The sequence below is a fragment of the Nocardioides faecalis genome (assembly GCF_018388425.1).
Classification (GTDB): Bacteria; Actinomycetota; Actinomycetes; order Propionibacteriales; family Nocardioidaceae; genus Nocardioides; species Nocardioides faecalis.
In genome coordinates, this window is sequence record NZ_CP074406.1 from 1,289,800 (window position 1) to 1,312,839 (window position 23,040).

At 72.1% G+C, this 23,040-nt stretch carries 20 protein-coding genes and 1 tRNA gene; 13 read left to right on the forward strand and 8 right to left on the reverse strand.

The genetic code is table 11. The features are described 5' to 3' along the window. Positions 1–32 precede the first annotated feature (32 nt). Positions 33–2,327: a catalase gene (locus tag KG111_RS05975; protein WP_205291608.1), complete on the reverse strand. Its 2,295-nt coding sequence runs from the start codon at positions 2,325–2,327 to the stop codon at positions 33–35. Positions 2,328–2,573: 246 nt separating this feature from the next. Here KG111_RS05975 and leuA point away from each other — a divergent pair, with 246 nt between their 5' ends. Continuing rightward, entirely contained in the window at positions 2,574–4,340 is a 1,767-nt protein-coding gene (gene leuA, locus KG111_RS05980; RefSeq protein WP_205291607.1) for a 2-isopropylmalate synthase, read from the forward strand. Between the two features lies 1 nt (position 4,341). Further along, positions 4,342–5,214 (forward strand): alpha/beta fold hydrolase, encoded by an 873-nt coding sequence (locus tag KG111_RS05985; RefSeq protein WP_205291606.1) that lies wholly within the window; start codon positions 4,342–4,344, stop codon positions 5,212–5,214. Positions 5,215–5,233: 19 nt separating this feature from the next. Here the strand turns inward: KG111_RS05985 and KG111_RS05990 are convergent, their stop codons facing one another. After that, positions 5,234–5,815, reverse strand: a complete 582-nt coding sequence (locus KG111_RS05990) for a gluconokinase (RefSeq protein WP_249666320.1) — start codon at positions 5,813–5,815, stop codon at positions 5,234–5,236. A gap of 125 nt (positions 5,816–5,940) precedes the next feature. Between KG111_RS05990 and recO the strand changes: the two genes are divergently transcribed. Together recO and KG111_RS06000 are read left to right on the forward strand one after the other, a co-directional pair. Beyond that, positions 5,941–6,693, forward strand: coding sequence for a DNA repair protein RecO (gene recO / locus KG111_RS05995; protein ID WP_205291605.1), 753 nt, complete (start codon positions 5,941–5,943; stop codon positions 6,691–6,693). An 84-nt stretch (positions 6,694–6,777) separates the two neighbouring features. Continuing rightward, positions 6,778–7,551, forward strand: a complete 774-nt coding sequence (locus KG111_RS06000) for an isoprenyl transferase (protein WP_205291765.1) — start codon at positions 6,778–6,780, stop codon at positions 7,549–7,551. Between the two features lie 49 nt (positions 7,552–7,600). Here KG111_RS06000 and KG111_RS06005 read toward each other — a convergent pair whose 3' ends face one another. From KG111_RS06005 to KG111_RS06015, 3 genes are read right to left on the reverse strand one after another with little or no spacing between them, the layout of a single operon-like run. Next, positions 7,601–8,605: a metal ABC transporter permease gene (locus KG111_RS06005; protein ID WP_249666321.1), complete on the reverse strand. Its 1,005-nt coding sequence runs from the start codon at positions 8,603–8,605 to the stop codon at positions 7,601–7,603. Further along, positions 8,602–9,477, reverse strand: a complete 876-nt coding sequence (locus KG111_RS06010; RefSeq protein WP_249666322.1) for a metal ABC transporter ATP-binding protein — start codon at positions 9,475–9,477, stop codon at positions 8,602–8,604. Before KG111_RS06010 ends, KG111_RS06005 begins: the two co-directional genes overlap by 4 nt. Further along, positions 9,474–10,424, reverse strand: a complete 951-nt coding sequence (locus tag KG111_RS06015) for a metal ABC transporter substrate-binding protein (protein ID WP_205291603.1) — start codon at positions 10,422–10,424, stop codon at positions 9,474–9,476. The genes KG111_RS06010 and KG111_RS06015 overlap by 4 nt, the downstream gene beginning before the upstream one ends. Positions 10,425–10,501: 77 nt before the next feature. On the opposite strand from KG111_RS06015, the gene KG111_RS06020 reads away from it, so the two are divergent. The 6 genes from KG111_RS06020 to KG111_RS06045 all read left to right on the forward strand — a co-directional run bounded on the left by KG111_RS06020 (position 10,502) and on the right by KG111_RS06045 (position 16,614). Continuing rightward, a complete protein-coding gene (locus tag KG111_RS06020; protein WP_205291602.1) occupies positions 10,502–10,813 on the forward strand; it encodes an antibiotic biosynthesis monooxygenase family protein in 312 nt (103 codons plus the stop codon). A gap of 87 nt (positions 10,814–10,900) precedes the next feature. After that, positions 10,901–12,316 carry a glycine--tRNA ligase gene (locus tag KG111_RS06025; RefSeq protein WP_205291601.1) on the forward strand — a complete coding sequence of 472 codons (1,416 nt, stop codon included), beginning with the start codon at positions 10,901–10,903 and terminating at the stop codon, positions 12,314–12,316. Further along, on the forward strand, positions 12,310–13,002 hold the full coding sequence (locus KG111_RS06030; RefSeq protein WP_205291600.1) for a hypothetical protein: 693 nt from the start codon (positions 12,310–12,312) through the stop codon (positions 13,000–13,002). The genes KG111_RS06025 and KG111_RS06030 overlap by 7 nt, the downstream gene beginning before the upstream one ends. 49 nt (positions 13,003–13,051) lie before the next feature. After that, complete coding sequence (dusB, locus tag KG111_RS06035; protein WP_205291599.1) at positions 13,052–14,206, forward strand: tRNA dihydrouridine synthase DusB; 1,155 nt, start codon at positions 13,052–13,054, stop codon at positions 14,204–14,206. A 208-nt stretch (positions 14,207–14,414) separates the two neighbouring features. Beyond that, entirely contained in the window at positions 14,415–15,320 is a 906-nt protein-coding gene (locus KG111_RS06040; protein WP_205291598.1) for a VldE C-terminal domain-containing protein, read from the forward strand. 43 nt (positions 15,321–15,363) lie between these two features. Then, positions 15,364–16,614, forward strand: coding sequence for a deoxyguanosinetriphosphate triphosphohydrolase (locus KG111_RS06045; protein ID WP_249666323.1), 1,251 nt, complete (start codon positions 15,364–15,366; stop codon positions 16,612–16,614). Positions 16,615–16,709: 95 nt separating this feature from the next. On the opposite strand, the gene KG111_RS06050 is transcribed toward KG111_RS06045, so the two are convergent. Continuing rightward, a complete protein-coding gene (locus tag KG111_RS06050) occupies positions 16,710–17,645 on the reverse strand; it encodes a choice-of-anchor P family protein (RefSeq protein WP_205291597.1) in 936 nt (311 codons plus the stop codon). Between the two features lie 61 nt (positions 17,646–17,706). After that, positions 17,707–18,513, reverse strand: coding sequence for a L,D-transpeptidase (locus KG111_RS06055; RefSeq protein ID WP_205291596.1), 807 nt, complete (start codon positions 18,511–18,513; stop codon positions 17,707–17,709). A gap of 217 nt (positions 18,514–18,730) precedes the next feature. On the opposite strand from KG111_RS06055, the gene dnaG reads away from it, so the two are divergent. From dnaG to KG111_RS06070, 3 genes are all read left to right on the forward strand, one after another. Next, a complete protein-coding gene (gene dnaG, locus KG111_RS06060) occupies positions 18,731–20,650 on the forward strand; it encodes a DNA primase (protein WP_205291595.1) in 1,920 nt (639 codons plus the stop codon). Beyond that, a complete protein-coding gene (locus tag KG111_RS06065) occupies positions 20,647–21,138 on the forward strand; it encodes a hypothetical protein (RefSeq protein WP_205291594.1) in 492 nt (163 codons plus the stop codon). The genes dnaG and KG111_RS06065 overlap by 4 nt, the downstream gene beginning before the upstream one ends. Positions 21,139–21,239: 101 nt before the next feature. Then, positions 21,240–21,312 (forward strand) — tRNA-Asn (locus KG111_RS06070). A 50-nt stretch (positions 21,313–21,362) separates the two neighbouring features. On the opposite strand, the gene KG111_RS06075 is transcribed toward KG111_RS06070, so the two are convergent. Next, positions 21,363–22,940: a non-homologous end-joining DNA ligase LigD gene (locus KG111_RS06075; RefSeq protein WP_205291593.1), complete on the reverse strand. Its 1,578-nt coding sequence runs from the start codon at positions 22,938–22,940 to the stop codon at positions 21,363–21,365. Positions 22,941–23,040: the final 100 nt, after the last annotated feature.

Sequence of the window (23,040 nt, forward strand, 5' to 3'; positions counted from 1 at the left end):
TGGACCGGGGCCCCACGTGTCGCTCATGTCGCTCAGGCGACGGGGGCGCCGAGCCGCTCCCAGGCGCGGTGCGTGCCCATCAGGGTCTGCACCTCGGTGAGCACCTCGGCCCCTGCGGAGCCGGTCACCACGCCGGGTGCGTCCGTCGCGATGCCGGCCGCGGCCAGGGCGTCGACCCCGGCGCCCCAGGCCCCGATGGCCTTGGCGTGCCGGAAGCACTCCTCGAGCAGCATCGTGACCCGCGGGTCCAGGGTGGGCGTGTCGGCGGCGCCGGCCTTCTCCTCACGCAGCGGGCGCGCGTCCGGTGCCGGCACGGGGCTGCCGGCCACGAGCACCGCGTCGACCTCCACCGAGCGACCGGTGGCGAAGGTGCGCTGCACGTCGAGCCCGCCGACCTTGCCGCCGTGCGGGGCGAAGATCAGCGGCACCATGCCGGCGGCGAGGATCGCGGTGCGCACCTCGGTGACGCCGTCCAGGTCGCCGTCGGGGTCGACCACGATGCCCACCATCCGACCGTCGCCCGGCCACGGCCCGCCGGTCAGCTGGGACAGCGCCGGGCTGGGCGCCAGGTCGGTCAGCGGCACGGTCGGCTCCGGGGCCGGCAGCCCGAGCCCGGTGGCCACCTCGGCGCACAGCACCGGGTCGATGTTGGCCAGCGCCTGCAGCTGGCGCTCCTTGATCGCCTGCTCGTAGCACTTGCCGAGCTCGAAGGTGTAGGCCCGGATGATGTGCTCCTTCTCCACCGGCGACATGCTCAGCCAGAACTGGCGGGTCTGGCTGTAGTGGTCGTCGTAGGAGACCGGGTTCTCGCGCACCTTGGTCGACTCGGCGACCCGCACCGCGGCGTCGGTGAACGCCTTGGTCTGCTCCTCGCTCAGGTCGGCGCCGGCCGCGAACGGGCAGCCGCCGTCGAGCGTGTTCGGCTTGTACGGCGCCACGCCGGAGTGCACCGCGTGCTGGTGGAAGCCGTCGCGGAACATGTCGTTGACCTCGGTGTGCGGCCGGTTGATCGGCAGCTGGTTGTAGTTCGGGCCGCCGAGGCGGGACAGCTGCGTGTCGACGTAGGAGAACAGCCGGGTCTGCAGCAGCGGGTCGTCGGTGACGTCGATGCCCGGCACCAGGTGACCGGCGTGGAAGGCGATCTGCTCGGTCTCGGCGAAGAAGTTGGTGGTGTTCTTGTTCAGCACCAGCCGGCCGATCGGCTGCACCGGGGCCAGCTCCTCGGGCACGATCTTCGTGGGGTCGAGCAGGTCGATCCCCTCGAAGACCTGCTCCGGGTTGTCCTCGAACACCTGCACGCCCAGCTCCCACTCGGGGAAGGCGCCGGACTCGATCGCGTCGGCCAGGTCGCGGCGGTGGAAGTCGGGGTCCACGCCGCCCAGCATCTGCGCCTCCTCCCAGGTCAGGGAGTGCACGCCCAGCTTGGGCTTCCAGTGGAACTTCACCAGCGAGGTCACGCCCTCGGCGTTGACGAGCCGGAAGGTGTGCACCCCGAAGCCCTCCATCATCCGGTAGGAGCGCGGGATGCCGCGGTCCGACATGTTCCAGATGGTGTGGTGCTGCGCCTCGGTGTGCAGGGAGACGAAGTCCCAGAAGGTGTCGTGCGCCGACTGCGCCTGGGGGATCTCCCGGTCCGGGTGCGGCTTGCCGGCGTGGATGATGTCGGGGAACTTGATGCCGTCCTGGATGAAGAAGACCGGGATGTTGTTGGCGACCAGGTCCCAGTTGCCCTCACGGGTGTAGAACTTCGTCGCGAACCCGCGGGTGTCGCGGGCGGTGTCCATCGAGCCGCGGTTGCCGAGCACGGTGGAGAACCGGACGAACACCGGCGTCGTCTCGCCCTTCTCGAACACCGCGGCGTGGCAGATCGACTCGGCGGTGCCGTAGGCCTCGAAGTAGCCGTGCGCTCCCGAGCCGCGGGCGTGCACCACCCGCTCCGGGATCCGCTCGTGGTCGAAGTGGGTGATCTTCTCGCGCAGGTGGTGGTCCTGCAGCAGCGTCGGGCCGCGGCTGCCCGCCTTCAGCGAGTGGTCGGTGTCGCGCAGCTTCACGCCCGTGGCCGTGGTCAGGTGGGCGCCCTGCTGGGTGCGCACGTGCGGGTCGGCGCCGGTGTCAGCACCGGTGGCGGTGCGGGCCTGCGGCGCGGCCTGGTCCGGCTTCGGGGGCAGCGGCGGCACCGGCTCGGTCGGCTCCTTCAACGGCGCCGGCGCCGGTCCCGGCGCGCCGGGGATCTGCGGGGTGAGGGCATCGGTGGCCTTCTCGACCACGCTCTCCGCGGCATCGGCCACCTTGTCGGCGACGTCCTTGGCTGCCTTCTTGGGGTCCATCGAGGCTCCTTCGTGGGTCGGGGTCCTGCGCGGTACCCCCCGAGGTCGCGGTGAGTCACCTCCCGACCTGCCTGCTTCGCGCCCGACCGTGCTGCTAAGGTGGCGGCGTCATGATGCGAGCCCTGCTTCTTAGCGGCCGCAGCGAGGTCTGACCCAGCCGGACCCCTCGCTGCGGAGTGAGTCGCGCGCCCGGCGCCCTTTCGGATCGACCGTTCGAAGCCACCGCGAATTCCAGCCGAGGAAGTCATGACCATCCAGCCCCGCCCTGTCACCATCCCGAGCCAACAGCCCAGCGGGATGCCGTTCCAGCGCTACACGGCGTTCGAGCCGGTCACCGTGCCGGACCGCACCTGGCCCGACGCGAAGATCACGCGTGCGCCGCGCTGGCTCTCCACCGACCTGCGCGACGGCAACCAGGCGCTCATCGACCCGATGAGTCCCTCGCGCAAGATGACGATGTTCGAGCTCCTGGTCAAGATGGGCTACAAGGAGATCGAGGTCGGCTTCCCCGCCGCGAGCCAGACGGACTTCGACTTCGTGCGCCAGCTCATCGTCGAGGACCGGATCCCCGACGACGTACGGATCTCGGTGCTGACCCAGGCCCGCGAGGACCTCATCGAGCGCACCGTGGAGTCCCTGGCCGGCGCCCCCCGCTCCACCGTGCACCTCTACAACGCCACCGCGCCGCTGTTCCGCCGCGTGGTGTTCAAGGTGAGCGAGGCGGAGTGCATCGCGATCGCGGTGCGCGGCACCGAGTGGGTGATGAAGTACGCCGAGCAGCTGCTGGGCGACGCCGACTTCGGCTACCAGTACTCCCCGGAGATCTTCACCCAGACCCCGACCGACTTCGCCGTCGAGGTCTGCGAGCGGGTCTCCGACGTGTGGCAGCCGCAGGCGGGTCGCGAGATCATCCTGAACCTGCCGGCGACCGTGGAGATGTCCACGCCCAACACCTACGCCGACCAGATCGAGTACTTCTCCCGCGCGCTGACCCGCCGGGAGCACTCCGTGATCAGCCTGCACCCGCACAACGACCGCGGCACCGCGGTGGCCGCCTCCGAGCTGGGCCTGATGGCCGGCGCGGACCGGGTCGAGGGCTGCCTGTTCGGGCACGGCGAGCGCACCGGCAACGTCGACCTGGTGACGCTGGCGATGAACCTGTTCAGCCAGGGCATCGACCCGCAGGTGAACCTCTCCGACATCGACGAGGTGCGCCGCACCGTGGAGTACTGCACCCAGCTGCCCGTCCACCCGCGCCACCCCTACGCCGGCGACCTCGTCTACACCGCCTTCTCCGGGTCCCACCAGGACGCGATCAAGAAGGGCCTGGAGGACCTGGAGCGGATCGCGGCCGAGCAGGGCAAGCCGGTCGGCGAGATCCCGTGGGAGGCGCCCTACCTGCCGATCGACCCCAAGGACGTCGGCCGCACCTACGAGGCGGTCATCCGGGTCAACAGCCAGTCCGGTAAGGGCGGGGTGGCCTACGTGCTGAAGGCCGAGCACAGCCTGGACCTGCCGCGCCGCGCGCAGATCGAGTTCAGCCGCGTGATCCAGCAGCGCACCGACGCCGAGGGCGGCGAGGTCACCCCCGACGAGATCTGGGCGATCTTCCGCAGCGAGTACCTCGACCGCGAGGAGCCCTACGACCTGGTGAGCTTCTCCTCGACCACCGACGTCGACGGCGACGACCGGCAGGAGGTCCGGCTCGCCGTACGCGGCGAGGAGCAGACGTTCACCGGGATGGGCAACGGCCCCGTCGCGGCGTTCGTGGACGGGATGCGCCAGGCCGGCGCCGACATCCGCGTGCTCGACTACGCCGAGCACGCGCTCAGCTCCGGCGGCGACGCCCTGGCCGCGGCGTACGTCGAGTGCGAGATCGAGGGCGAGATCGTGTGGGGGATCGGCATCCACCACAACATCGTCACCGCCTCGCTGCGAGCCGTGGTCTGCGCCGCCAACCGGGCGCAGGCGATCACGATCCCGGCCACGCCCGCCCCGCTGATCGGCGACTGACGTGGCCCGCCCCGCGCTGGCCTCCGAGGGGAATCGGCAGTTCTTCATCGAGTGCCGGCGCGGGCGCGAGCGGCTGGAGTTCACCGAGCACGGCTCGGGCGACGCCTGGGTGGTGCTGCTGCCGCCGCTGCTGGTCCCACGCCAGGTGCACGACCACACCGCCCGGGCGCTGGCCGCGGCCGGCCTGCACGTGCTCGTGCTGGACCCGCTCGGCCACGGCCGCAGCGACCGTCCGGCCGACCCGTTGGTCTACTCCGTCACCGCGTTCGCCGAGCAGGTCGTCGCGCTGCTCGACCACGTGGGTGCGACCCGGGCCGTCGTCGGGGGCAGCTCCTTCGGCGCCAACATCGCCCTCGAGGTGGCCGCGATCGCCCCGGAGCGGGTGTGTGGCCTGGTGCTCGACGCTCCGGTGCTCGACAACGCGCTCGCACCGCAGCTCGCCGTGCTCGCCCCCAGCATGTACCTCGCGCGGTACGCGCCGCTGGCGCTGCAGACCCTGCGGCTGGCCTCGCGGCCGGTGCCCACCCGCTGGCTGCCCGAGGTCGTCCGGCTCGCCCGGGACACGATCGACCAGCGTCCCAGCGCCGTCGCCGCGGTGATCCACGGTGTGCTCTTCGGCAGGATCGCGCCGTCCGCGACCCAGCGGGAGGCCATCACCGCACCCGCCCTGGTCCTGGCCCGCGGGCGGGACCCGCTCCACCCCGCCTCCGACGCCCGGATGCTGGCCGCCCAGCTGCCGGCTGCCACGCTGGAGAGCGCGACCATGCCGCTGGAGTGGCGCCGCCACCCGGAGCGGATCGACATGGTGGTGACCCGGTTCGCACGCGAGTGCCTGCGCTCGGCGCTGCGGGGGCGTCGTACCCGGTCGTCGTAGGCCGACAAGGAGCGCCCGCTCAGGCTGGCCCCGAAGATCCGCCGGGGCTGAGCCGGCGCACCAGCGTCACCGCGTCGGTGACGACGAGGTCGAGCGGCAGGTCGCAGTCGACCATGCCGCCGACCTCGTCGTCCTCCAGCGGCTCCAGCGTGCGCAGCTGGGACTCCAGCAGCGAGGGGGGCATGAAGTGCTCGCGGCCCGTCATCCGTGCCGTGATCCGGCTGCTCAGCACGTCCGCGGAGCCGGTCAGGTGCACGAAGAGCGTCTCCTCCGGCACGGCCGCGCGCAGCACGTCGCGGTAGGGGCGGCGCAGCGCCGAACAGGTCAGCACGGTGCCCTTGCCCGCCTCGTGCCGCCGTGCGGTCCAGTCGGCCAGCGCGGCCAGCCACGGCGTCCGGTCGGCGTCATCGAGCGGGTGGCCGGCCGCCATCTTGGCGACGTTGGCCGGCGGGTGGTGCTCGTCGCCCTCGCCCATCGTGAGACCGAGCTCGGTGCCCAGCGCCCGGGCGAGCGTCGACTTGCCGGTGCCGGAGACCCCCATCACCACGACGTGCAGGTGCACCTCGGCGGGCGTGCGCGGGGAGGGCGAGGGGAGCGGCACGCCGCCCACCGTAGGGGACCGCGCCGCGCATCGGGCCGTACGTCGGGCCGTACGTCGGGCCGTAGGTCGGGTCGGGCGCCGGGGTGGCGCGCGGGAGCGAGGGCCGAAGGAGGCACACTGGTCCCGTGCCGCTCTACCGTGACGAAGCGATCGTGCTGCGCACCCACAGGCTGGGTGAGGCCGACCGGATCATCACGCTCCTGACCCGCCAGCACGGGCGGGTCCGCGCGGTGGCCAAGGGGGTGCGCAAGACCTCCTCGCGCTGGGGCTCCCGGCTCGAGCCGTTCACCCACGTCGACCTGCAGCTCGCCGAGGGCCGCAACCTCGACACGATCACCCAGGCCGAGACCAAGGCCGCCCACGGCGCCACGCTGGGCAACGACTACGACCGCTACACCGCAGGCACGGTGATGCTGGAGACCGCGGAGCGGGTCGTGGTCGAGGAGCGCCAGCCCGCGCGTCAGCAGTTCAACCTGCTGGCCGGTGCGCTGACCGCGATGGCCGGCGGCCAGCTTGCCGTCGGGCACGTGCTGGACTCCTACCTGCTCCGTGCTCTGGCCATCGCCGGCTACGCCCCGACCTTCGTGGACTGTGCGCACTGCGGACGCCCGCCGGTGACCGCGACCGGCGAGCTGGGTCACCACCGCTGGTTCAACCCGTCCATGGGCGGCGTGCTCTGCTCCACCTGCCGCATCCCCGGCTCGGCCAGCCCGGCGCCGCAGACGCTGGTGCTGCTGGGCGGCCTGCTGGCCGGTGACTGGCCGGTCGTGGAGGCCGCCGAGCCCCGTCACGTCCGCGAGGCCAGCGGACTGGTCGCCGCGTTCGTGCAGTGGCAGCTCGAGCGCGGCCTGCGCTCACTGGCCTACGTCGAGCGCTGAGCGGGGCGCTGACAGACTGACCCCGTGAGCCGCACCTCCCGCCGATCCCGTGCCGCTGCGGCGGCTGCCGCACGTCGTACCGAGGTGCGGGCACCGCGCCCGCACCCCTCCGGCGCCCGCCCGCCGCAGATCCCCGCCGAGCTCGTGCCGCACCACGTCGCCATCGTGATGGACGGCAACGGCCGCTGGGCCAAGGAGCGCGGCCTGCCGCGCACCAGGGGGCACGAGGAGGGCGAGTCCAGCCTCTTCGACGTCGTCGAGGGCGCGATCGAGATCGGGGTGAAGGCCGTCTCGGCGTACGCGTTCTCCACCGAGAACTGGTCGCGCAGCCCCGAGGAGGTCAAGTTCCTGATGGGGTTCAACCGCGACGTCATCCGGCGCCGGCGCGACGAGATGCACGAGCTCGGGGTGCGGGTGCGATGGGCCGGACGGGCGCCGAAGCTGTGGAAGTCGGTCATCAACGAGCTGCGGGTCGCCGAGGAGATGACCCGCGACAACGACGTGCTGACCCTGACGATGTGCGTCAACTACGGCGGTCGCTCCGAGCTCGGGGACGCCGCCCGAGGGCTGGCCCGCGACGTCGCCGCCGGCAAGGTGAACCCGGACAAGGTCGACGAGCGCACGCTGGCGCGCTACCTCTACGTGCCCGAGCTGCCCGACGCCGACCTCATCTGGCGCACCTCCGGTGAGCAGCGGCTGTCCAACTTCATGCTCTACCAGGCCGCCTACTCCGAGCTCGTCTTCTCCGACGTGCTGTGGCCCGACGTCGACCGCCGCCACCTGTGGCAGGCCATCGACACCTACGCCCGCCGCGACCGGCGCTACGGCGGCGCCGAGCCCAACCCCGTCGCCGAGTAGCGCCGGCCCATCCGGCAGAGCGAAGCGATGACGCGCTCGCGCCATGTGCTCAGTGTTCGTCGTAGTGGCTGCCGTGCTCGGCGTGGCGGTGGCCGTCGTGGACGTAGTCGACGTGGTCGTCGTGCGCCACGGCGAGGTGGCCGCAGCCGGGGCCGTGGGCGTGGGGGTGCTCGCCGCACTCCTCGTGCTCGTCCGGCTCTGCGTCGGAGAAGGGCTCGCGCAGCCGCGCCCGGTGCCGCAGCCAGCTACCGACCGGCCAGGCGACGATGTAGCAGGCGAGCGCCAGCAGGACGATGGTCGGGCCGGGCGCGACCGTGGCGCGGTAGGAGGCGAGGGTCGCGATCACCAGGCCGCCGACCGAGGCCAGGGTGCCGAGGGCCATCGCGGCGCCGAGGGTGGTGCGGAAGGAGCGGGTGAGCTGCTGGGAGGTCGCGACCGGGACGACCATCAGCGCGGAGACCAGCAGCAGGCCGACGGTGCGCATGGCCACCGTGACGCTCACCGCGGCGAGGACGGCGACGAGCACGTTGTAGCCGCGCACCCGCAGCCCGGCGACCCGGGCGAACTCCTGGTCCTGGGCGACGGCGAACAGCTGGGGCGCCAGTCCGACGCAGAGCCCGACGACGGCGATCGCCAGCACCATCGTCACCAGCACGTCGCCGGGCGAGATGGTGGTCAGCGACCCGAACAGGTAGCGGTTGAGCGCGGAGGCGCTGTCCCCGCCCAGGCCGCTGATGAAGATGCCGCCTGCCAGTCCGCCGTAGAAGAGCAGCGCCAGGGCCACGTCGCCGTTGGTCTGCCCGCGTTCTCGGATGATCTCGATCAGCACCGCGCCCAGCACGGCGACGAGCACGGCGGTCCACAGCGGCGAGGCGCCGGTGACCAGGCCGAGCGCGACGCCGGTGACGGCGACGTGCCCGATGCCGTCACCCATCAGCGACAGTCGCCGCTGCACCAGGAACGTGCCGATGGCGGGAGCGGCGAGCCCGGTGAGCAGCGCGGCGATCAGGGCGCGCTGCATGAACGGCTGTGCGAACAGCTCGACGGGGCTCACTCGTGCTCCTCCGGGTGCCGGTCGACCGGCGAGGCGACGTGCGGCACGTGGTCCCGTACGACGCCGCGGGACTCGTGCGGGTGATGGTGGTGGGTGTGCGGCTCGGCGAACCGCGGCTCGTGCACCTCGTGGTCGCTCAGCGCGGGGCCGTCGTAGGCGACCCGGCCGTCACGCAGCACGACCGCGCGGTCCACCAGCGGGGCCAGGGGGCCGAGCTCGTGGGCGACCAGCACGATCGTGGACCCGCGCTCCTTGAGCCGGCCCAGGGTCTCCGCGAGCACCTGCTGGTTGGGCAGGTCCACGCCGGCGGTCGGCTCGTCGAGGAAGAACAGCTCCGGCTCCCCGGCGAGCGCGCGGGCGATCAGCACCCGCTGCTGCTGGCCACCGGACAGGTTGGAGACCGCGTCGCGGCGCCGGTCGGCGAGCCCGACCACCTCGAGCGCGTCGTCGATCGCGGCCCGGTCCGCCCGGTTCAGCGGCCGCAGCAGGCGCCGGCGGGTGAGCCGGCCGGCGGCCACGACCTCCCACACCGAGGCGGGCACGCCGGAGACGGCGCTGGCGCGCTGCGGCACGAAGCCGATCCGCCGCCACTGCGAGAAGTGCTCCAGGGGAGTGCCGAACAGCCGGATCTCGCCGTTGACCAGGGGGCGCAGGCCGACGATGGCGCGGACCAGGGTGGACTTGCCCGACCCGTTGGCTCCCATCAGGGCGACGAAGTCGCCGGCCCGGACCTCCAGGTCGATGCGGCGCAGCACCGGCCGGCCGCCGAGGGCGACGCCGGCGTTGTGGACGGACACGACGGAGGGGGAGTCCGACGTGCCCGGCGCCGTCGAGTCGCGGCGCGGGTGCTCCGGGGGCGGTTGGTCGCTCACCGGCATCCGTTCGCGGCCCGGATGGCCTCCAGGTTGGCCTCCATCAGCGAGAGGTAGTCCTCGTCGGAGGAGTCCTTGGACAGGCCCTCGATCGGGTCGAGGACACCCTCGGTCAGCCCGAGGTCGCGGGCGAGGTTCTTGCCGAGCGCCGGCTTGAGCGGCTCGCTGAACACCGTGGTGATGCCCTCCCTCCGGATCAGCTGCTGCAGCTCCCCGAGTGCCGCGCCGGTCGGCTCGGCGTCGGGGGAGAGGCCGACGATCGAGGCCACCTCGAGGCCGTACTTCTCCAGGTAGCCGAAGGCGTCGTGGGAGACCACGATCGTGTCACGCGCGCAACGCTCGAGGCCAGCGGTCCAGGTCTCGTCGAGGTCGACGAGGTCGGTGCGCAGCGTCTCGAGGTTCTCGCGGTAGCGCTCGGCGTGCTCGGGGTCCACGGCGGCGAGCAGGTCGGCGACCTCCTCGCCGAGGGCGACCATCCGGATCGGATCGAGCCAGAAGTGCGGGTCGGTGTCACCGTGGCCGTGGTGGTCGTGACTCTCCTCGGCGTGCTCGTCGCCGTGGCCGTCGTGGGCCGCGTGCTCCTCGTGGCTCTCGTCGATCGCCACGAGGTCGACGACGTCGGCCGCGTCGAGGACCCTGCCGGTGGCGTTCTGGGCCACCGTCTCCTCGACCGCGGGCTGGAACCCGCCCTGGAGCACGACCAGGTCGGCGTCGGCGACCAGCGCGGTCTCCTGCACCCCGAGCTCGAGGTCGTGCGCCTCGCCGCCGGGCCGGGTGAGGAGGTCGACCTTCGTGCCGGTGCCCTCGCTGAGTCGCTCGGCGACCCAGGCCAACGGGTAGGTGGCGGCAGCGACCCGGACCTCTCCGTCGCCCGCGGGATCGTCGTCGAGTGCGGAGCAACCGGCTCCGAGGAGGACGAGCGCGGCGAGGGCCGGAAGGAAACGCATGAGAATCATTCTCAATTGAAGGAGGGGTGGAGTCAAACCGGCGAGCAGGTGCCGCTCGCGCGCGTAGAGTGCGCTGCGTGCTCGTCGTCAACCGCTTCCGTGCCGATCCGGCCGAGGACCTGCGCGCCGAGCTCGAGGCCGTGCACGTGCTGCTCGCCGACCAGGCCGGTTACGTCGACGGGGTGCTCGGCCGCAGCCTGGACGACCCCGCGCTGTGGGTGCTCGCCACCCGCTGGGCGAGCGTCGGCGCCTACCGCCGCGCCCTGTCGTCGTACGACGTCAAGCTGCACGGCGTCCCGGTGCTGAGCCGGGCGCTCGACGAGCCGAGCGCGTTCGAGACGGTCGAGCCGCACGCCGTGCTCAACGTGGCGCAGGCTCGCGTAACCTAGGGGGTTGCTCCCCGTGAGGAGCTTGCTGGAGTCTCATCACAACACCGCCCGGCAGCCAGCCGGGCTCGTTCCCACAAAGGAATCACCGTGGCAAAGCCGCCCCCGTCCATCGTCGACCAGGTCGTCTCCCTCGCGAAGCGTCGTGGCTTCGTCTACCCCTGCGGGGAGATCTACGGCGGCACCCGCTCCGCCTGGGACTACGGTCCGCTCGGTGTCGAGCTGAAGGAGAACATCAAGCGCCAGTGGTGGCGCTCGATGGTGCAGGCCCGCGAGGACGTCGTCGGTCTCGACTCCAGCGTCATCCTGCCGCGGCAGACCTGGGAGGCCTCCGGTCACGTCGCCACCTTCAACGACCCGCTCACCGAGTGCATGTCGTGCCACAAGCGCTTCCGCTACGACCACCTGCAGGAGGCCGAGTTCGAGAAGGCGGAGAAGAAGGGCAGCTCGAAGTACGCCAGCCCCGACGACGTCGACCTCAAGGACGTCGCATGCGCCAACTGCGGCACCCGCGGCGCCTGGACCGAGCCCCGTGAGTTCTCCGGGATGCTCAAGACCACCCTCGGTGTGACCGAGGACGAGTCCGGGCTGCACTACCTGCGCCCCGAGACCGCCCAGGGCATCTTCCTCAACTTCGCCAACGTGGTCACCTCGCAGCGGATGAAGCCCCCGTTCGGCATCGCCCAGATCGGCAAGAGCTTCCGCAACGAGATCACCCCGGGCAACTTCATCTTCCGCACCCGCGAGTTCGAGCAGATGGAGATGGAGTTCTTCGTCAAGCCCGGGGAGGACGAGGAGTGGCACCAGTACTGGATCGACACCCGCACCGCCTGGTACACCGACCTCGGCATCGACCCGGACAACCTGCGGCACTACGAGCACGCCAAGGAGAAGCTCTCCCACTACTCCAAGCGGACCGTCGACATCGAGTACCGCTTCCGCTTCGCCGGCTCGGAGTGGGGTGAGCTCGAGGGCATCGCGAACCGCACCGACTTCGACCTGTCCACGCACAGCCAGCACTCCGGCGCCGACCTGTCGTACTTCGACCAGGCCAACAACGAGCGCTACGTGCCGTACGTGATCGAGCCGGCAGCCGGCCTCTCGCGCAGCCTGATGACGTTCCTCGTGGACGCCTACACCGAGGACGAGGCGCCCAACACCAAGGGCGGCGTCGACAAGCGCACCGTGCTGCGCCTCGACCCCCGCCTGGCGCCGGTCAAGATGGCGGTGCTGCCGCTCTCGCGCAACGCCGACCTCTCGCCCAAGGCCAAGGACCTCGCCGCCGAGCTGCGTCGCAACTGGAGCGTCGACTTCGACGACTCCGGCGCCATCGGACGTCGGTACCGTCGCCAGGACGAGATCGGCACGCCGTACTGCGTCACCGTCGACTTCGAGACCCTCGACGACAACGCGGTGACGGTCCGCGAGCGGGACACCATGTCCCAGGAGCGGGTGTCGCTGGACAAGCTGACGGGCTACTTCGCCGAGCGGTTCGTCGGATGCTGACCCGACTCCTCGTCGCCGGCCTCGGCCTCGTCGTGCTCGCCGGGTGCGGGTCCGGCGGTGGCTCGGCCGGCGACGAGGAGTCGAACGCTCCCTCGGGAGCAAGCAGCGCCGCGCCGGCGTACCTGGAGGTCCCCGGCGACGTCGACCTCACCGAGCCCGGCACCGAGCTGGCGTTCGGGGAGGACGGCGTGATCGCCTTCGAGCGGCGGCAGAAGGAGGTCGGCGCGCTGTCGGTCACCGTGCAGCGGCTGGAGCGGACCTCCTTCGGTGAGTCCTTCGCCGGCTGGAACGTCGACGAGGCGACGTCGGCGCGCACGCCGTACTTCGTGCGGCTCGTGGTCACCAATGTCGGGCAGACCGACCTCGGCGGCATGCTGCTGGACAACGTGCTGTGGGCCGACGACGGCAGCACGCTGGAGGCGCCGAACTACTACACCCGCGCCCAGCTGCCGGCCTGCACCGGCGGTCCGCTGCCCACGCCGTTCGCCACCGGGGCCAGCGCCGAGCTGTGCCAGGTGTACTTCATCGCGCCCGCCCGGCAGCTGGAGTCGGTCAGCTTCCAGCCCCCGGCCGGGCTGGAGGCGGTGACCTGGCGCGGCGAGCCCGGCAAGGTCACCAAGCCGGGCAAGAAGAACAAGCGGGACAAGAAGCAGGACGAGAAGCAGGACGAGAAGTCGCAGGGCTGAGCCCGCACCCGATTTGGGTGGCCCACGACCGCGCCCGGACAATGACGACATGACCGTCGTCGCCCAGGGCCTGCAGCTCGGCTCGTTGCACGTCGCGACCCCGGTCGTGCTCGCCCCGATGGCCGGCATCACCAACGCCGCCTACCGCCGGCTCTGCGCCGAGCACGGCGCCGGGCTCTACGTCTGCGAGATGATCACCAGCCGGGGTCTCGTCGAGGGCGACGAGACCACCAGGCGGATGCTGGTCTTCGACGAGGCCGAGCAGGTCCGCTCGGTGCAGCTCTACGGCACCGACCCGACCTACGTCGGGCAGGCGACCAAGATCCTCTGTGAGGAGTACGGCGTCGCCCACGTCGACCTCAACTTCGGCTGCCCGGTGCCCAAGGTGACCCGCAAGGGCGGCGGCGGTGCGCTGCCGTGGAAGCGGAACCTGCTGGGCGCGATCCTCGAGGCCGCGGTCGCCGCCGCCACGCCGTACGACGTCCCGGTCACGATCAAGACCCGCAAGGGCATCGACGAGGACCACCTGACCTACCTCGACGCCGGCCGGATCGCGCAGGACACCGGCTGCGCGGCGATCGCGCTGCACGGGCGCACCGTCGTGCAGGCCTACTCGGGTGAGGCGGACTGGGACGCCATCGGCGAGCTGGTCGAGCACGTCGACATCCCGGTGCTGGGCAACGGCGACATCTGGGAGGCCGCCGACGCGCTGCGGATGATGGAGCACACCGGCGCAGCCGGCGTGGTCGTCGGACGCGGCTGCCTGGGCCGGCCCTGGCTGTTCCGTGACCTCGCCGCGGCCTTCGAGGGCACGGGGGCACAGGCCACCACGCTGCCCACCCTGGGTGAGGTCGCCGCCATGATGCGCCGCCACGCCGAGCTGCTGTGCGAGCACATGGGGGAGGAGCGGGGCTGCAAGGAGTTCCGCAAGCACGTCACCTGGTACCTCAAGGGTTTCCGCACCGGCGGCGAGATGCGCCGCTCGCTCGGCCTGGTCGACTCGCTGGCCGCCCTCGACACGCTGCTGGGCGCGCTCGACCCGAGCGAGCCGTTCCCGGTGGGCGAGCTCGGCGCACCGCGCGGACGCCAGGGATCGCCGCGAAACAAGGTGGTCATCCCCGAGGGCTGGCTGGACGACACCGACGGGCTCGGCGAGGGCTGCGTGCGGCCGTTGGAGGACGTCGACGCCGCCACCGGCGGCTGAGCCACGCACCGCCGGCTGCACTAGCGCACCGCCCGCCCCGCGGGCGCGCCGGGGCCGCGCCCCGAACCCCCGGGGTGAGGGAACCCACAGCGGCGTACCGGGGTCTTATTTCGGAGGCCTCTCACGCTCTGTGTTTCACTCATTTGGCGCGCTTGATCCGGCTACGGTGTCAGGCGCTGTCATGTAGTCGAAAGCAAAGGACCAGCGCGTGGCCACCAGCCACAAGCGGGAAACCGCGCGACGTACTCCCCGAGCAGCCGCACTCGCCGGCTCGCTCGCGGCCTTGGCGACCGGAGCGGTCGTGGCCGGGGGCGTGCTCACCAGCAGTCCCGAGTCCGACACCAGCGTCGTCGCCGTCGATCGCACCGCCACCAAGCCCACGGCCGTCGCCGGCAGCGTCAGCGGGGCGGTGCGCAAGATGCCCACCCTGTCGCGCAAGGCCACGCGGACCAAGGAGAAGCCCGCCAAGAAGGCCGAGCCCGTCAAGGTCAAGGTCTCCGCGGTTGACCGGCTGCTCGCCAAGAAGGCGGTGGCCGCGGCGGTGAAGAACGCCGACGAGCGTCGCTGGACCACCGAGGACCTCAACCTGTGGACCCGGCCCGACGCCAAGGCCAAGAAGGTCGGCGTGATCGACGCCGGCGAGAAGGTCCTCATCACCGGCCGCAGCTACGGAGAGCGCGTCGAGATCGTTCTCGACGGCGCCGCTCGCTGGGTCACCGAGGGCTACCTGAGCGACGAGAAGCCGGTCAAGAAGCCCGCGCTGGGCGCGTCCTGCACCAACGGCACCTCCGTGGCCTCCGGCGTGAGCGCCAACGTCAAGAAGGTGCACGAGGCCGTCTGCGGGAACTTCCCGGAGATCAGCACCTACGGCACGTTCCGCGGTGACGGCGAGCACTCCCAGGGCCTCGCGGTCGACATCATGGTCTCCGGCGAGCGCGGCTGGGAGGTCGCGGAGTTCGTCCGCGCCAACCACCAGGCCCTTGGCGTGAACTACCTGATCTACGCGCAGAAGATCTGGTCGGTGGAGCGCGCCGGCGAGGGCTGGCGGCCGATGTCGGACCGCGGCTCGGCCACGGCGAACCACTACGACCACGTGCACGTCACGACGTACTGAGTCCGGCGGCGCCGAGCAGGTCGGCGCCGCTAAGGTCGGTGCCGTGGACGTGGTCGAGCAGCTCTACGGCGACGCCGACCGGGAGCGGATCGTCGCCGAGCCGCCGAAGCGGGTGGAGGCACCCGAGCGGCTGGCGTTCGAGCGCGACCGGGCGCGGGTGGTGCACGCGGCGTCGTTCCGTCGGCTCGCGGCGAAGACCCAGGTGGTCGACCCGCGCAGCGACGACTTCGTGCGCAACCGGCTCACCCACAGCCTCGAGGTCGCCCAGATCGCCCGGGACCTCTCCCGTGCGTTGGGCACCCACCCGGACCTGGCCGAGACCGCGGCGCTGGCCCACGACCTCGGGCACCCGCCGTTCGGGCACAACGGGGAGCGGGCCCTGGACGCGCTCGCCTCCGACTGCGGCGGGTTCGAGGGCAACGCGCAGACGCTGCGGCTGCTGACCCGGCTGGAGGCGAAGACCGCGGACGCCGCGGGAACCTCCGTCGGGCTCAACCTGACCCGCGCGACGCTGGACGCCTGCGCCAAGTACCCCTGGCAGCGAGACGACGCCTCGGACGGTCCGGCCGCCGAGACCGGCAAGTTCGGGGTGTACGACGACGACCTGGCCGCCTTCGCCTGGGTCCGCGCCGGCGCACCGGCGCGACGCCGCTGCATGGAGGCGCAGGTGATGGACCTGGCCGACGACGTCGCCTACTCCGTGCACGACGTCGAGGACGGCACGGTCGCCGGCAAGATCGACCTCACCCGGCTCGACACCGCCGCGACCTGGGAGACCGTGCGCGCCTGGTACCTGCCGGACGCCGGCGACGACGAGCTGGACGCCGTGCTGGACCGGCTGCGCGCGGTCGGGAGCTGGCCGCGCACACCGTACGACGGGCGCCGCGGCAGCCGCGCCGCGCTGAAGAACCTGACCAGCGACCTCGTCGGCAGGTTCTGCGGTGCCGTGCAGGAGGCGACGTTCGCCGCGGGGGAGGCCCCGTTCGTGCGCTACCGCGCGGACCTGGTCGTGCCGGCGGACACCTGGGCCGAGATCACGGTGCTCAAGGGCATCGCCGCGCACTACGTGATGCAGGACGCCTCGCGGATACGGCTGCAGGAGCGTCAGCGCGAGCTGCTCGCCGAGCTGGTCGCGGCGCTGCTCGAGCGTGAGGGTGAGGACCTGGACGAGACCTTCGCCGCCGACTGGGACGCCGCCGCCGACGACGCGGCGCGGACCCGGGTGGTGATCGACCAGGTCGCCTCGCTCACCGATGCGGGTGCGCTGGCCTGGCACCGGCGCCTGCTCGGCTGACACGGCTGACAAACGACGACCGGCCGGCCGCGACCCTGTCCAGGGTGCGCGACCGGCCGGTCGTGTCGACGAGCGGTGCCGAGATGGTGCTGCGATCAGCCGGTGACCGGGACGTTCGTCTCCACCGGCGTCGGGACCGGAGCGTCCGGGGTGTCCGGCGTCTCCGGGTTGTCCACGCGGTTGGTGACCTCACCGCAGGTGGCCGAGCCCACCGTCAGCTCGAGCTGGCCGAAGAGGTTCACGTAGAGCGCGTCGACCGTGAACGTGCCGTCGGCGTTGGTGGTCTGCCGGTTGACGGTCACCTCGAGCAGCCCGGGCACCTCGACCTTGGAGTTCGGCTTGTTGGTGTCGAGCAGGGAGTCGACGCCGAGGATGCCGAGGTCGGTGATCGTGGTCGTCCCGGTGGTGCCGGTGCACTCCGCCGCGACGGCGGTCGCGCCCACCAGGGCACCGCCGGCGACGACGTCGCACAGGTCGCCGAGGGTCTCCGGCAGGATCTCGGACAGGTCGAGCGCGGTGACCAGGCTCAGGTCGAGACCGGCCTGACCGGCGCCCGCGACGAGCTGCTCGAGCGCCGCAGGCAGCAAGGTGCCGGTGACCGGGTCGCGCAGCTGGTCGAGGACCTGGCCGAGCGGGATCAGGTCCAGGCCGTCGCAGACCGGCTGCAGCTGCGTGAACAGCTGCTGCAGCTGCGGCGCCTGCTCGAGCAGGCCGCCGGCGACCTTCAGGTCGGCCACGCTGGCGCGAGCGGAGCCGTTCTTGGCCTCGACGCTGATCACGCCGCCGGTCAGCAGCGGGTTCGGGGGCAGCGTGACGAGGGAGTCGGTGATCGGCGCGCCGTCGTTCGAGGTCACCAGCGGGGTGGCGTCGATGGCGTTGGTGCCCGCCGCGGTCAGCTGGATGCCGAACGCGGAGGACGGCTGGCCAGCTGCGCTGGCGGCGCCGCCACCGCCGATCAGAGCCAGCGAAGCGACGCCGGTCACCAGGGCGAGGGCTCCGGCCGCGGAGGCCAGGGTCCGTGTCTTCTTCATGGGGGTGGATCCCTTCATCATCATCACTTGTCGACGGTTCGAGTGGTGTTCTTGGGGTGGTCTAGGCCTTGACGAGGACCGGTGTGCCGATCGGCACTTGGCGCAGTGCCTCCAGCGCGTCGTCGGGCACGCGGACACAGCCGTGGCTGACCGCCTTGCCGAAGACGGACGGATCGGTCCAGCCGTGCAGGGCCACCGTTCCGGGGCCGCCGCCGTAGCTGTCGAGCGTCGCGCTGTGCGTGCCCAGCGGCAGGATCACCGGCGAGAACGGCTGCTTGTCGTCCACGAGCTGCCCCAGGACGAACGTGCGACCGGTCGGGGTGGGCGTCTTGGAGGCACCGATCGCGACCGACCATCGGCCGAGCGGCCGGTTGTCCTCCAGCAGCTCCAGGGAGCGCTCGCCGAGGTCGACGCGGACCAGGAACCGGCTGTGCGCCTGCGCCAGCTGCGAGGAGCGCAGCCACCCCGTCGAGCCGTTGGGCTTCGACGGCAGCAGCACCTGCACCCAGTCGCGGTTGCGGGTGATCACCGGCAACCAGGTGTCGCCGAACTGCCGGGGACCGATCTTGGCGAACGGCTTGCCGTCCGGGGCGTCGTACAGGGGCAGGACCTTCTTCGGGTGCACCACGGTGCCCTTGGGCAGCTTGCCCGGACGCGGGTCCTTCGGGGCACCCTTGATCCTGGTGTGCGTCGTGCTCTCCGGCAGCGACGCCAGGTCGACCGTCGTCTCCGCCGAGGCGGGCCGCGGCTCCGGCCCCGCCTGACCCTTGTCGTCCGTCACCACCAGCACCAGTGCCGACAGCGCGAACAACGCCGCCACGACTGGTATCGGCCACGAGGCGCGCGAGCGTGCCGACGACTGCTCCATCCCGGGTCCCTCCCCGAATCGTCATGTCTCGTCCCCTGAATCGGACCTTGCTCCCGGACCCCTAACGAGAGTGGTGGGAGTTTGGTCACGCTTCAATCCCCAACACCTGCCGGGGCGCGTCGTCCCCCGGGAACGCGCGGGTCCGATCGGGCGGGCGGGAGAGGAGCGGGATGGGGACGGCGCCCCGCGCAGGCGCCGCGCTCAGTAGGATCGGGGCATGGCCGGGTTGATTCGTGACGAGGACATCGCGGCCGTCCGAGAACGGGTCCGCATCGACGAGGTCGTCTCCAGCTACGTCACCCTGCGCAACGCCGGCGGCGGGTCGCAGAAGGGGCTGTGTCCCTTCCACGACGAGAAGTCGCCCTCCTTCCATGTCACGCCCAGCCGCGGGTTCTTCCACTGCTTCGGCTGTGGGGAGGGCGGCGACGTCTTCACCTTCCTGATGAAGATCGACGGGCTCAGCTTCGGGGAGGCCGTCGAACGGATGGCGGACAAGTACGGCGTGCAGCTGCGTCGCGACGAGTCCGGCAACGACGACCGTCCGAAGGGCCCGCAGCGGCGCCGGCTGATCGAGGCGAACGCGGCCGCGGCGGAGTTCTACTCCGCCCAGCTCCGCACGCCCGACGCATTGGCCGCCCGGCAGTTCCTCGACCAGCGTGGCTTCGACCAGCAGGCGGCCACGACGTTCGGGGTCGGCTTCGCGCCCCGGGACGGGGAGGCGCTGCTGCGTCACCTCCGCGGGCTGAAGTTCACCTCCGATGAGATGGTCGCGGCGGGCCTGGTCGCGATCGGACGCTCGGCCTACGACCGGTTCCGGGGCCGGCTGCTGTGGCCGATCCGTGACGCCACCGGCGACACCCTGGGTTTCGGTGCGCGCCGGCTCTTCGACGACGACCGGATCGAGGCGAAGTACCTCAACACTCCCGAGACCCCGCTCTACAAGAAGAGCCACGTGCTCTACGGGATCGACCTGGCGCGCCGCGAGATCGCCCGCAGCTCCAAGGCTGTCATCGTGGAGGGCTACACCGACGTGATGGCCTGCCACCTGGCCGGGGTGACGACGGCGGTGGCCACCTGCGGCACGGCGTTCGGCGACGACCACGCCCGCGTGCTGCGCCGGTTCCTCGACGACCACGAGCAGTTCCGCAGCGAGGTGGTGTTCACCTTCGACGGCGACGAGGCGGGGCAGAAGGCCGCGCTGAAGACCTTCCAGGGTGACCAGCGCTTCGTGGCGCAGACGTACGTCGCGGTGGCTCCCGAGGGCATGGACCCCTGCGAGCTGCGGATCAAGGAGGGCGACGCCGCCGTCCGCGAGCTGATCGCCACCCGCCGCCCGCTGTACCGCTTCGTGCTGGAGAACGTGATCGGCCGCTACGACCTGGACCGCGCCGACGGCCGTATCGACGCCGTGCGCGCCGCGGCCAGGCTCGTCGCCGCGATCCGCGACCAGTCGAAGGTGACGGCGTTCGCGCAGGAGATCTCCAAGATGGTCGGCGCCGACATCGACACCAACCAGGTGCTGGCGATGGTCCGCCGCGAGGCGGCCCGCGGCAACGAGTCCGGCGGGGCCCGCGACCGTGGCTTCGCCAGCCGAGAGCGTGGCGACGCGCCGTCTGCGTCCACCCCGCAGGCCCCGTCGCGCGCCGCGGTGCCGGACCTGCGCGACCCGCGGTTCGGGATCGAGCGGGAGACGCTGAAGCTCGTGCTGCAGCACCCGATCGCGATCGGCCGCACGACCGCGGAGATCGACGCGGGTGACTTCACGCACCCGACCTACCGCGCGGTGTGGGAACTGGTGGCCGCCGCAGGTGGCACGGTCGCGGGCCAGAACGACCCCGGCTGGATCGCGCGGTTGCGTGACGCGGCCACCGACCCGGCTGTCTCCTCGGCGCTGAGCGCCCTGGCCGTCGAGCCGATCCCGCTCACCCGCGACGTCGACGCCGGCTACGTGGCCCACCACATCCACCGGTTGCAGGAGCTGACGGCGCTGCGGCGCATCGACGAGGTGAAGTCGCGGCTGCAGCGCACGAACCCCGTCGACCAGGCCGCGGAGTACAACCGGATGTTCGGCGAGCTCGCCGCGCTCGAGCAGCACCGGCGGATGCTGCGCGAGAAGATCGTGAGCGCCAGCGCGTGAGGCGACCGTCGCGGCGTCGTCCGCGTCCGGTGCTGCCGCTGGCACCGGGCGAGCGCCTGCTCGCCTGGGCGAGCGAAGCGGAGCTGGGCGGTGACGTTGTGGGCGCGAGCCGGGAGGCCCTCTACCTGCCGCAGCGGCTGGGCTGGGAGCAGGTGGCCGCCGCGGAGTGGGATGCGGAGACCTCGACCCTGCGGGTGGTCGAGGTCGCCGACTTCGGCGTCCCGGCGCCCGTGCACCTGCGCCGGCTCGCCGAGGCCGGCCGGCTGCTGCAGCTCGTCCGGGAGCGGGTCACCGCCAGCATCGTCCTGCAGCGCCACGTGCCGGTCGCCGACCGGTCGGTGCGGGTGCTCGCCCGCCGTCCGTTGGGCGCTGCGGCCGAGCTGTCCTGGTTCGTGGAGTACGACGACGGCCTCGACCCCGCCGACCCGGCGGTCGCCGAGGTCGTGGACCGCGCTCTCGCCACAGCCCGCGCGGACGTCGGCGTCTGATCGGGTGCCGGCACCGGGAGGGCGGCCTCGATTTTCTGGCCCCGCGCCGGCTTGCTAGGGTTTCCCCGCTGCCGCGCACCCCGGTGCGTCGGCGCGTGTGATCCCCCGTAGCTCAACTGGCAGAGCATGCGACTGTTAATCGCAGGGTTATTGGTTCGAGTCCAATCGGGGGAGCAGGAGAAGGCCTCCGACCGGTCCGGTCGGGGGCCTTCGTCGTTCCCGCCTCAGGTGATCTCGGGCAGCTCCTGCGCCGCGCCCAGCAGCGCCCGGAACGGGTCGCCCCGCCGGGCGAGCCGGTCGAGCACCGTGCGGATTGTCCAGCGGTCGGGCCGCAGGTCCGGGTCGTCGAGCTCGCTCCACGAGATCGGCACCGACACCGGCGCGCCGGGCCGGGGCCGGGGCGAGTAGGGCGCCACCAGCGTCTTGTTCACCGCGTTCTGGGTGAAGTCCAGCCGGGCCAGGCCCTCGCGCTGCTTGACCTCCCACTTCCAGCTCACCAGCTCCGGCACCACCTTGCCGACGGTCCGCGACAGGCGCTCCACCCAGGCCCGGGTGTCGTCGAAGGTGTAGCCACCCACCACCGGCACCCAGATCTGGATGCCGCGGCTGCCGGTCACCTTCGCCCGGGCCGTGACGCCGAGGTGCTCCAGCGCGGTGCGGTGCAACCGGGCGAGGGTGAGCAGCTCCTCCCAGCTGGTGCGCTCGCCGGGGTCGAGGTCGATGAGGGCGTACGTCGGCTCCTCGGGTGCCGTCGTCCGGGAGGTCCACGGGTGCCACTCCAGGCCGCCGAAGTTGGCGGCCCACACCAGGGTGGCCGGCTCGTCGACGACGACGTACGTCGTGGTCTCGCCGGCGCCCGCGTCGGGGTTGTCCCACGCGCCGACCCAGTCCGGGGCGTGGTCGGGCCGTGCCTTGTGCCAGAAGCCCTTGCCCTCGACGCCGTCGGGGTAGCGGTGCAGGTTCACGGCGCGGCCCTCGAGGTAGGGCACCACCACAGGTGCCACCCGCGCCGTGTAGGCGAGCAGCTCGCGCTTGGTGATCGGTGGCTCTCCGTCGGCGCCGGGGAACAGCACCTTGTCCAGGTTGGTCACCTTCAGCCGGCGGCCGAAGACCGCCCAGGTGCCGGATCCGCCGAGGTCGGCGAGCGCGTCGATGGCTTCGCCCGGCAGCGGCTCGGGCAGCAGCGAGACCTCGGCCTCGGCGGCCGGGGCGTCCGAGCGCCAGGCCCGGTCGGGGTCCTCGGCCACCTCGGCGTTGGTGCGTCCGCTCAGCACCGAGCGCGGGTGCGCCTCGGGTTCCCAGCCCGGTACGGCGTGCTCGTCGTGCTTGTGCCGCAGCATCCAGGACTCCCGCTCACCGTCCGTGCCGGTGCGCACCAGCACCAGCCGGCCGCGCAGCTTGCGTCCGTGCATCTCGGCGTGCAGCTCGCCCGCGGCCACGGCGGCCGCCGGGTCGTCGGTGTGCACCGGCTCCCAGGTGCCGGCGTCCCACACGACCACGTCACCGCCGCCGTACTCGCCGCTGGGGATGATGCCCTCGAAGTGCAGGTACTCCACGGGGTGGTCCTCGACGTGCACGGCGAGCCGGCGCACGTCCGGGTCCAGCGTGGGGCCCTTGGGCACCGCCCAGCTCACCAGCACGCCGTCGATCTCGAAGCGCAGGTCGTAGTGCAGGCGGCTCGCCCGGTGCCGCTGCACCACGAAGCGGCGCCCCGCGCCCGGCCGGGCGCCCTCGCCCTCGGGCTCGGGCGTCCGCGCGAAGTCGCGCATCCGGCGGTAGCGCTCGAGGGGGTCGCCGCTCATGCGTGCTCGGTGCCCCGAGCAGCAGTGCCGCAACCGTGGGCGGTGGCGCCCACGGTCGCGGCGTCTGGGTCAGGGCGCCTTCGAGGTGGCGCCCCGTATT

Bases quoted from the DNA above. Each gene is read 5' to 3' on its own strand.
- KG111_RS05975 (WP_205291608.1), bottom strand. From the start codon at position 2,327: ATGGACCCCAAGAAGGCAGCCAAGGACGTCGCCGACAAGGTGGCCGAT.
- leuA (WP_205291607.1), top strand. From the start codon at position 2,574: ATGACCATCCAGCCCCGCCCTGTCACCATCCCGAGCCAACAGCCCAGC.
- KG111_RS06015 (WP_205291603.1), bottom strand. From the start codon at position 10,424: ATGCGTTTCCTTCCGGCCCTCGCCGCGCTCGTCCTCCTCGGAGCCGGT.
- KG111_RS06030 (WP_205291600.1), top strand. From the start codon at position 12,310: ATGCTGACCCGACTCCTCGTCGCCGGCCTCGGCCTCGTCGTGCTCGCC.
- dusB (WP_205291599.1), top strand. From the start codon at position 13,052: ATGACCGTCGTCGCCCAGGGCCTGCAGCTCGGCTCGTTGCACGTCGCG.
- KG111_RS06050 (WP_205291597.1), bottom strand. From the start codon at position 17,645: ATGAAGAAGACACGGACCCTGGCCTCCGCGGCCGGAGCCCTCGCCCTG.
- KG111_RS06055 (WP_205291596.1), bottom strand. From the start codon at position 18,513: ATGGAGCAGTCGTCGGCACGCTCGCGCGCCTCGTGGCCGATACCAGTC.
- dnaG (WP_205291595.1), top strand. From the start codon at position 18,731: ATGGCCGGGTTGATTCGTGACGAGGACATCGCGGCCGTCCGAGAACGG.
- KG111_RS06075 (WP_205291593.1), bottom strand. From the start codon at position 22,940: ATGAGCGGCGACCCCCTCGAGCGCTACCGCCGGATGCGCGACTTCGCG.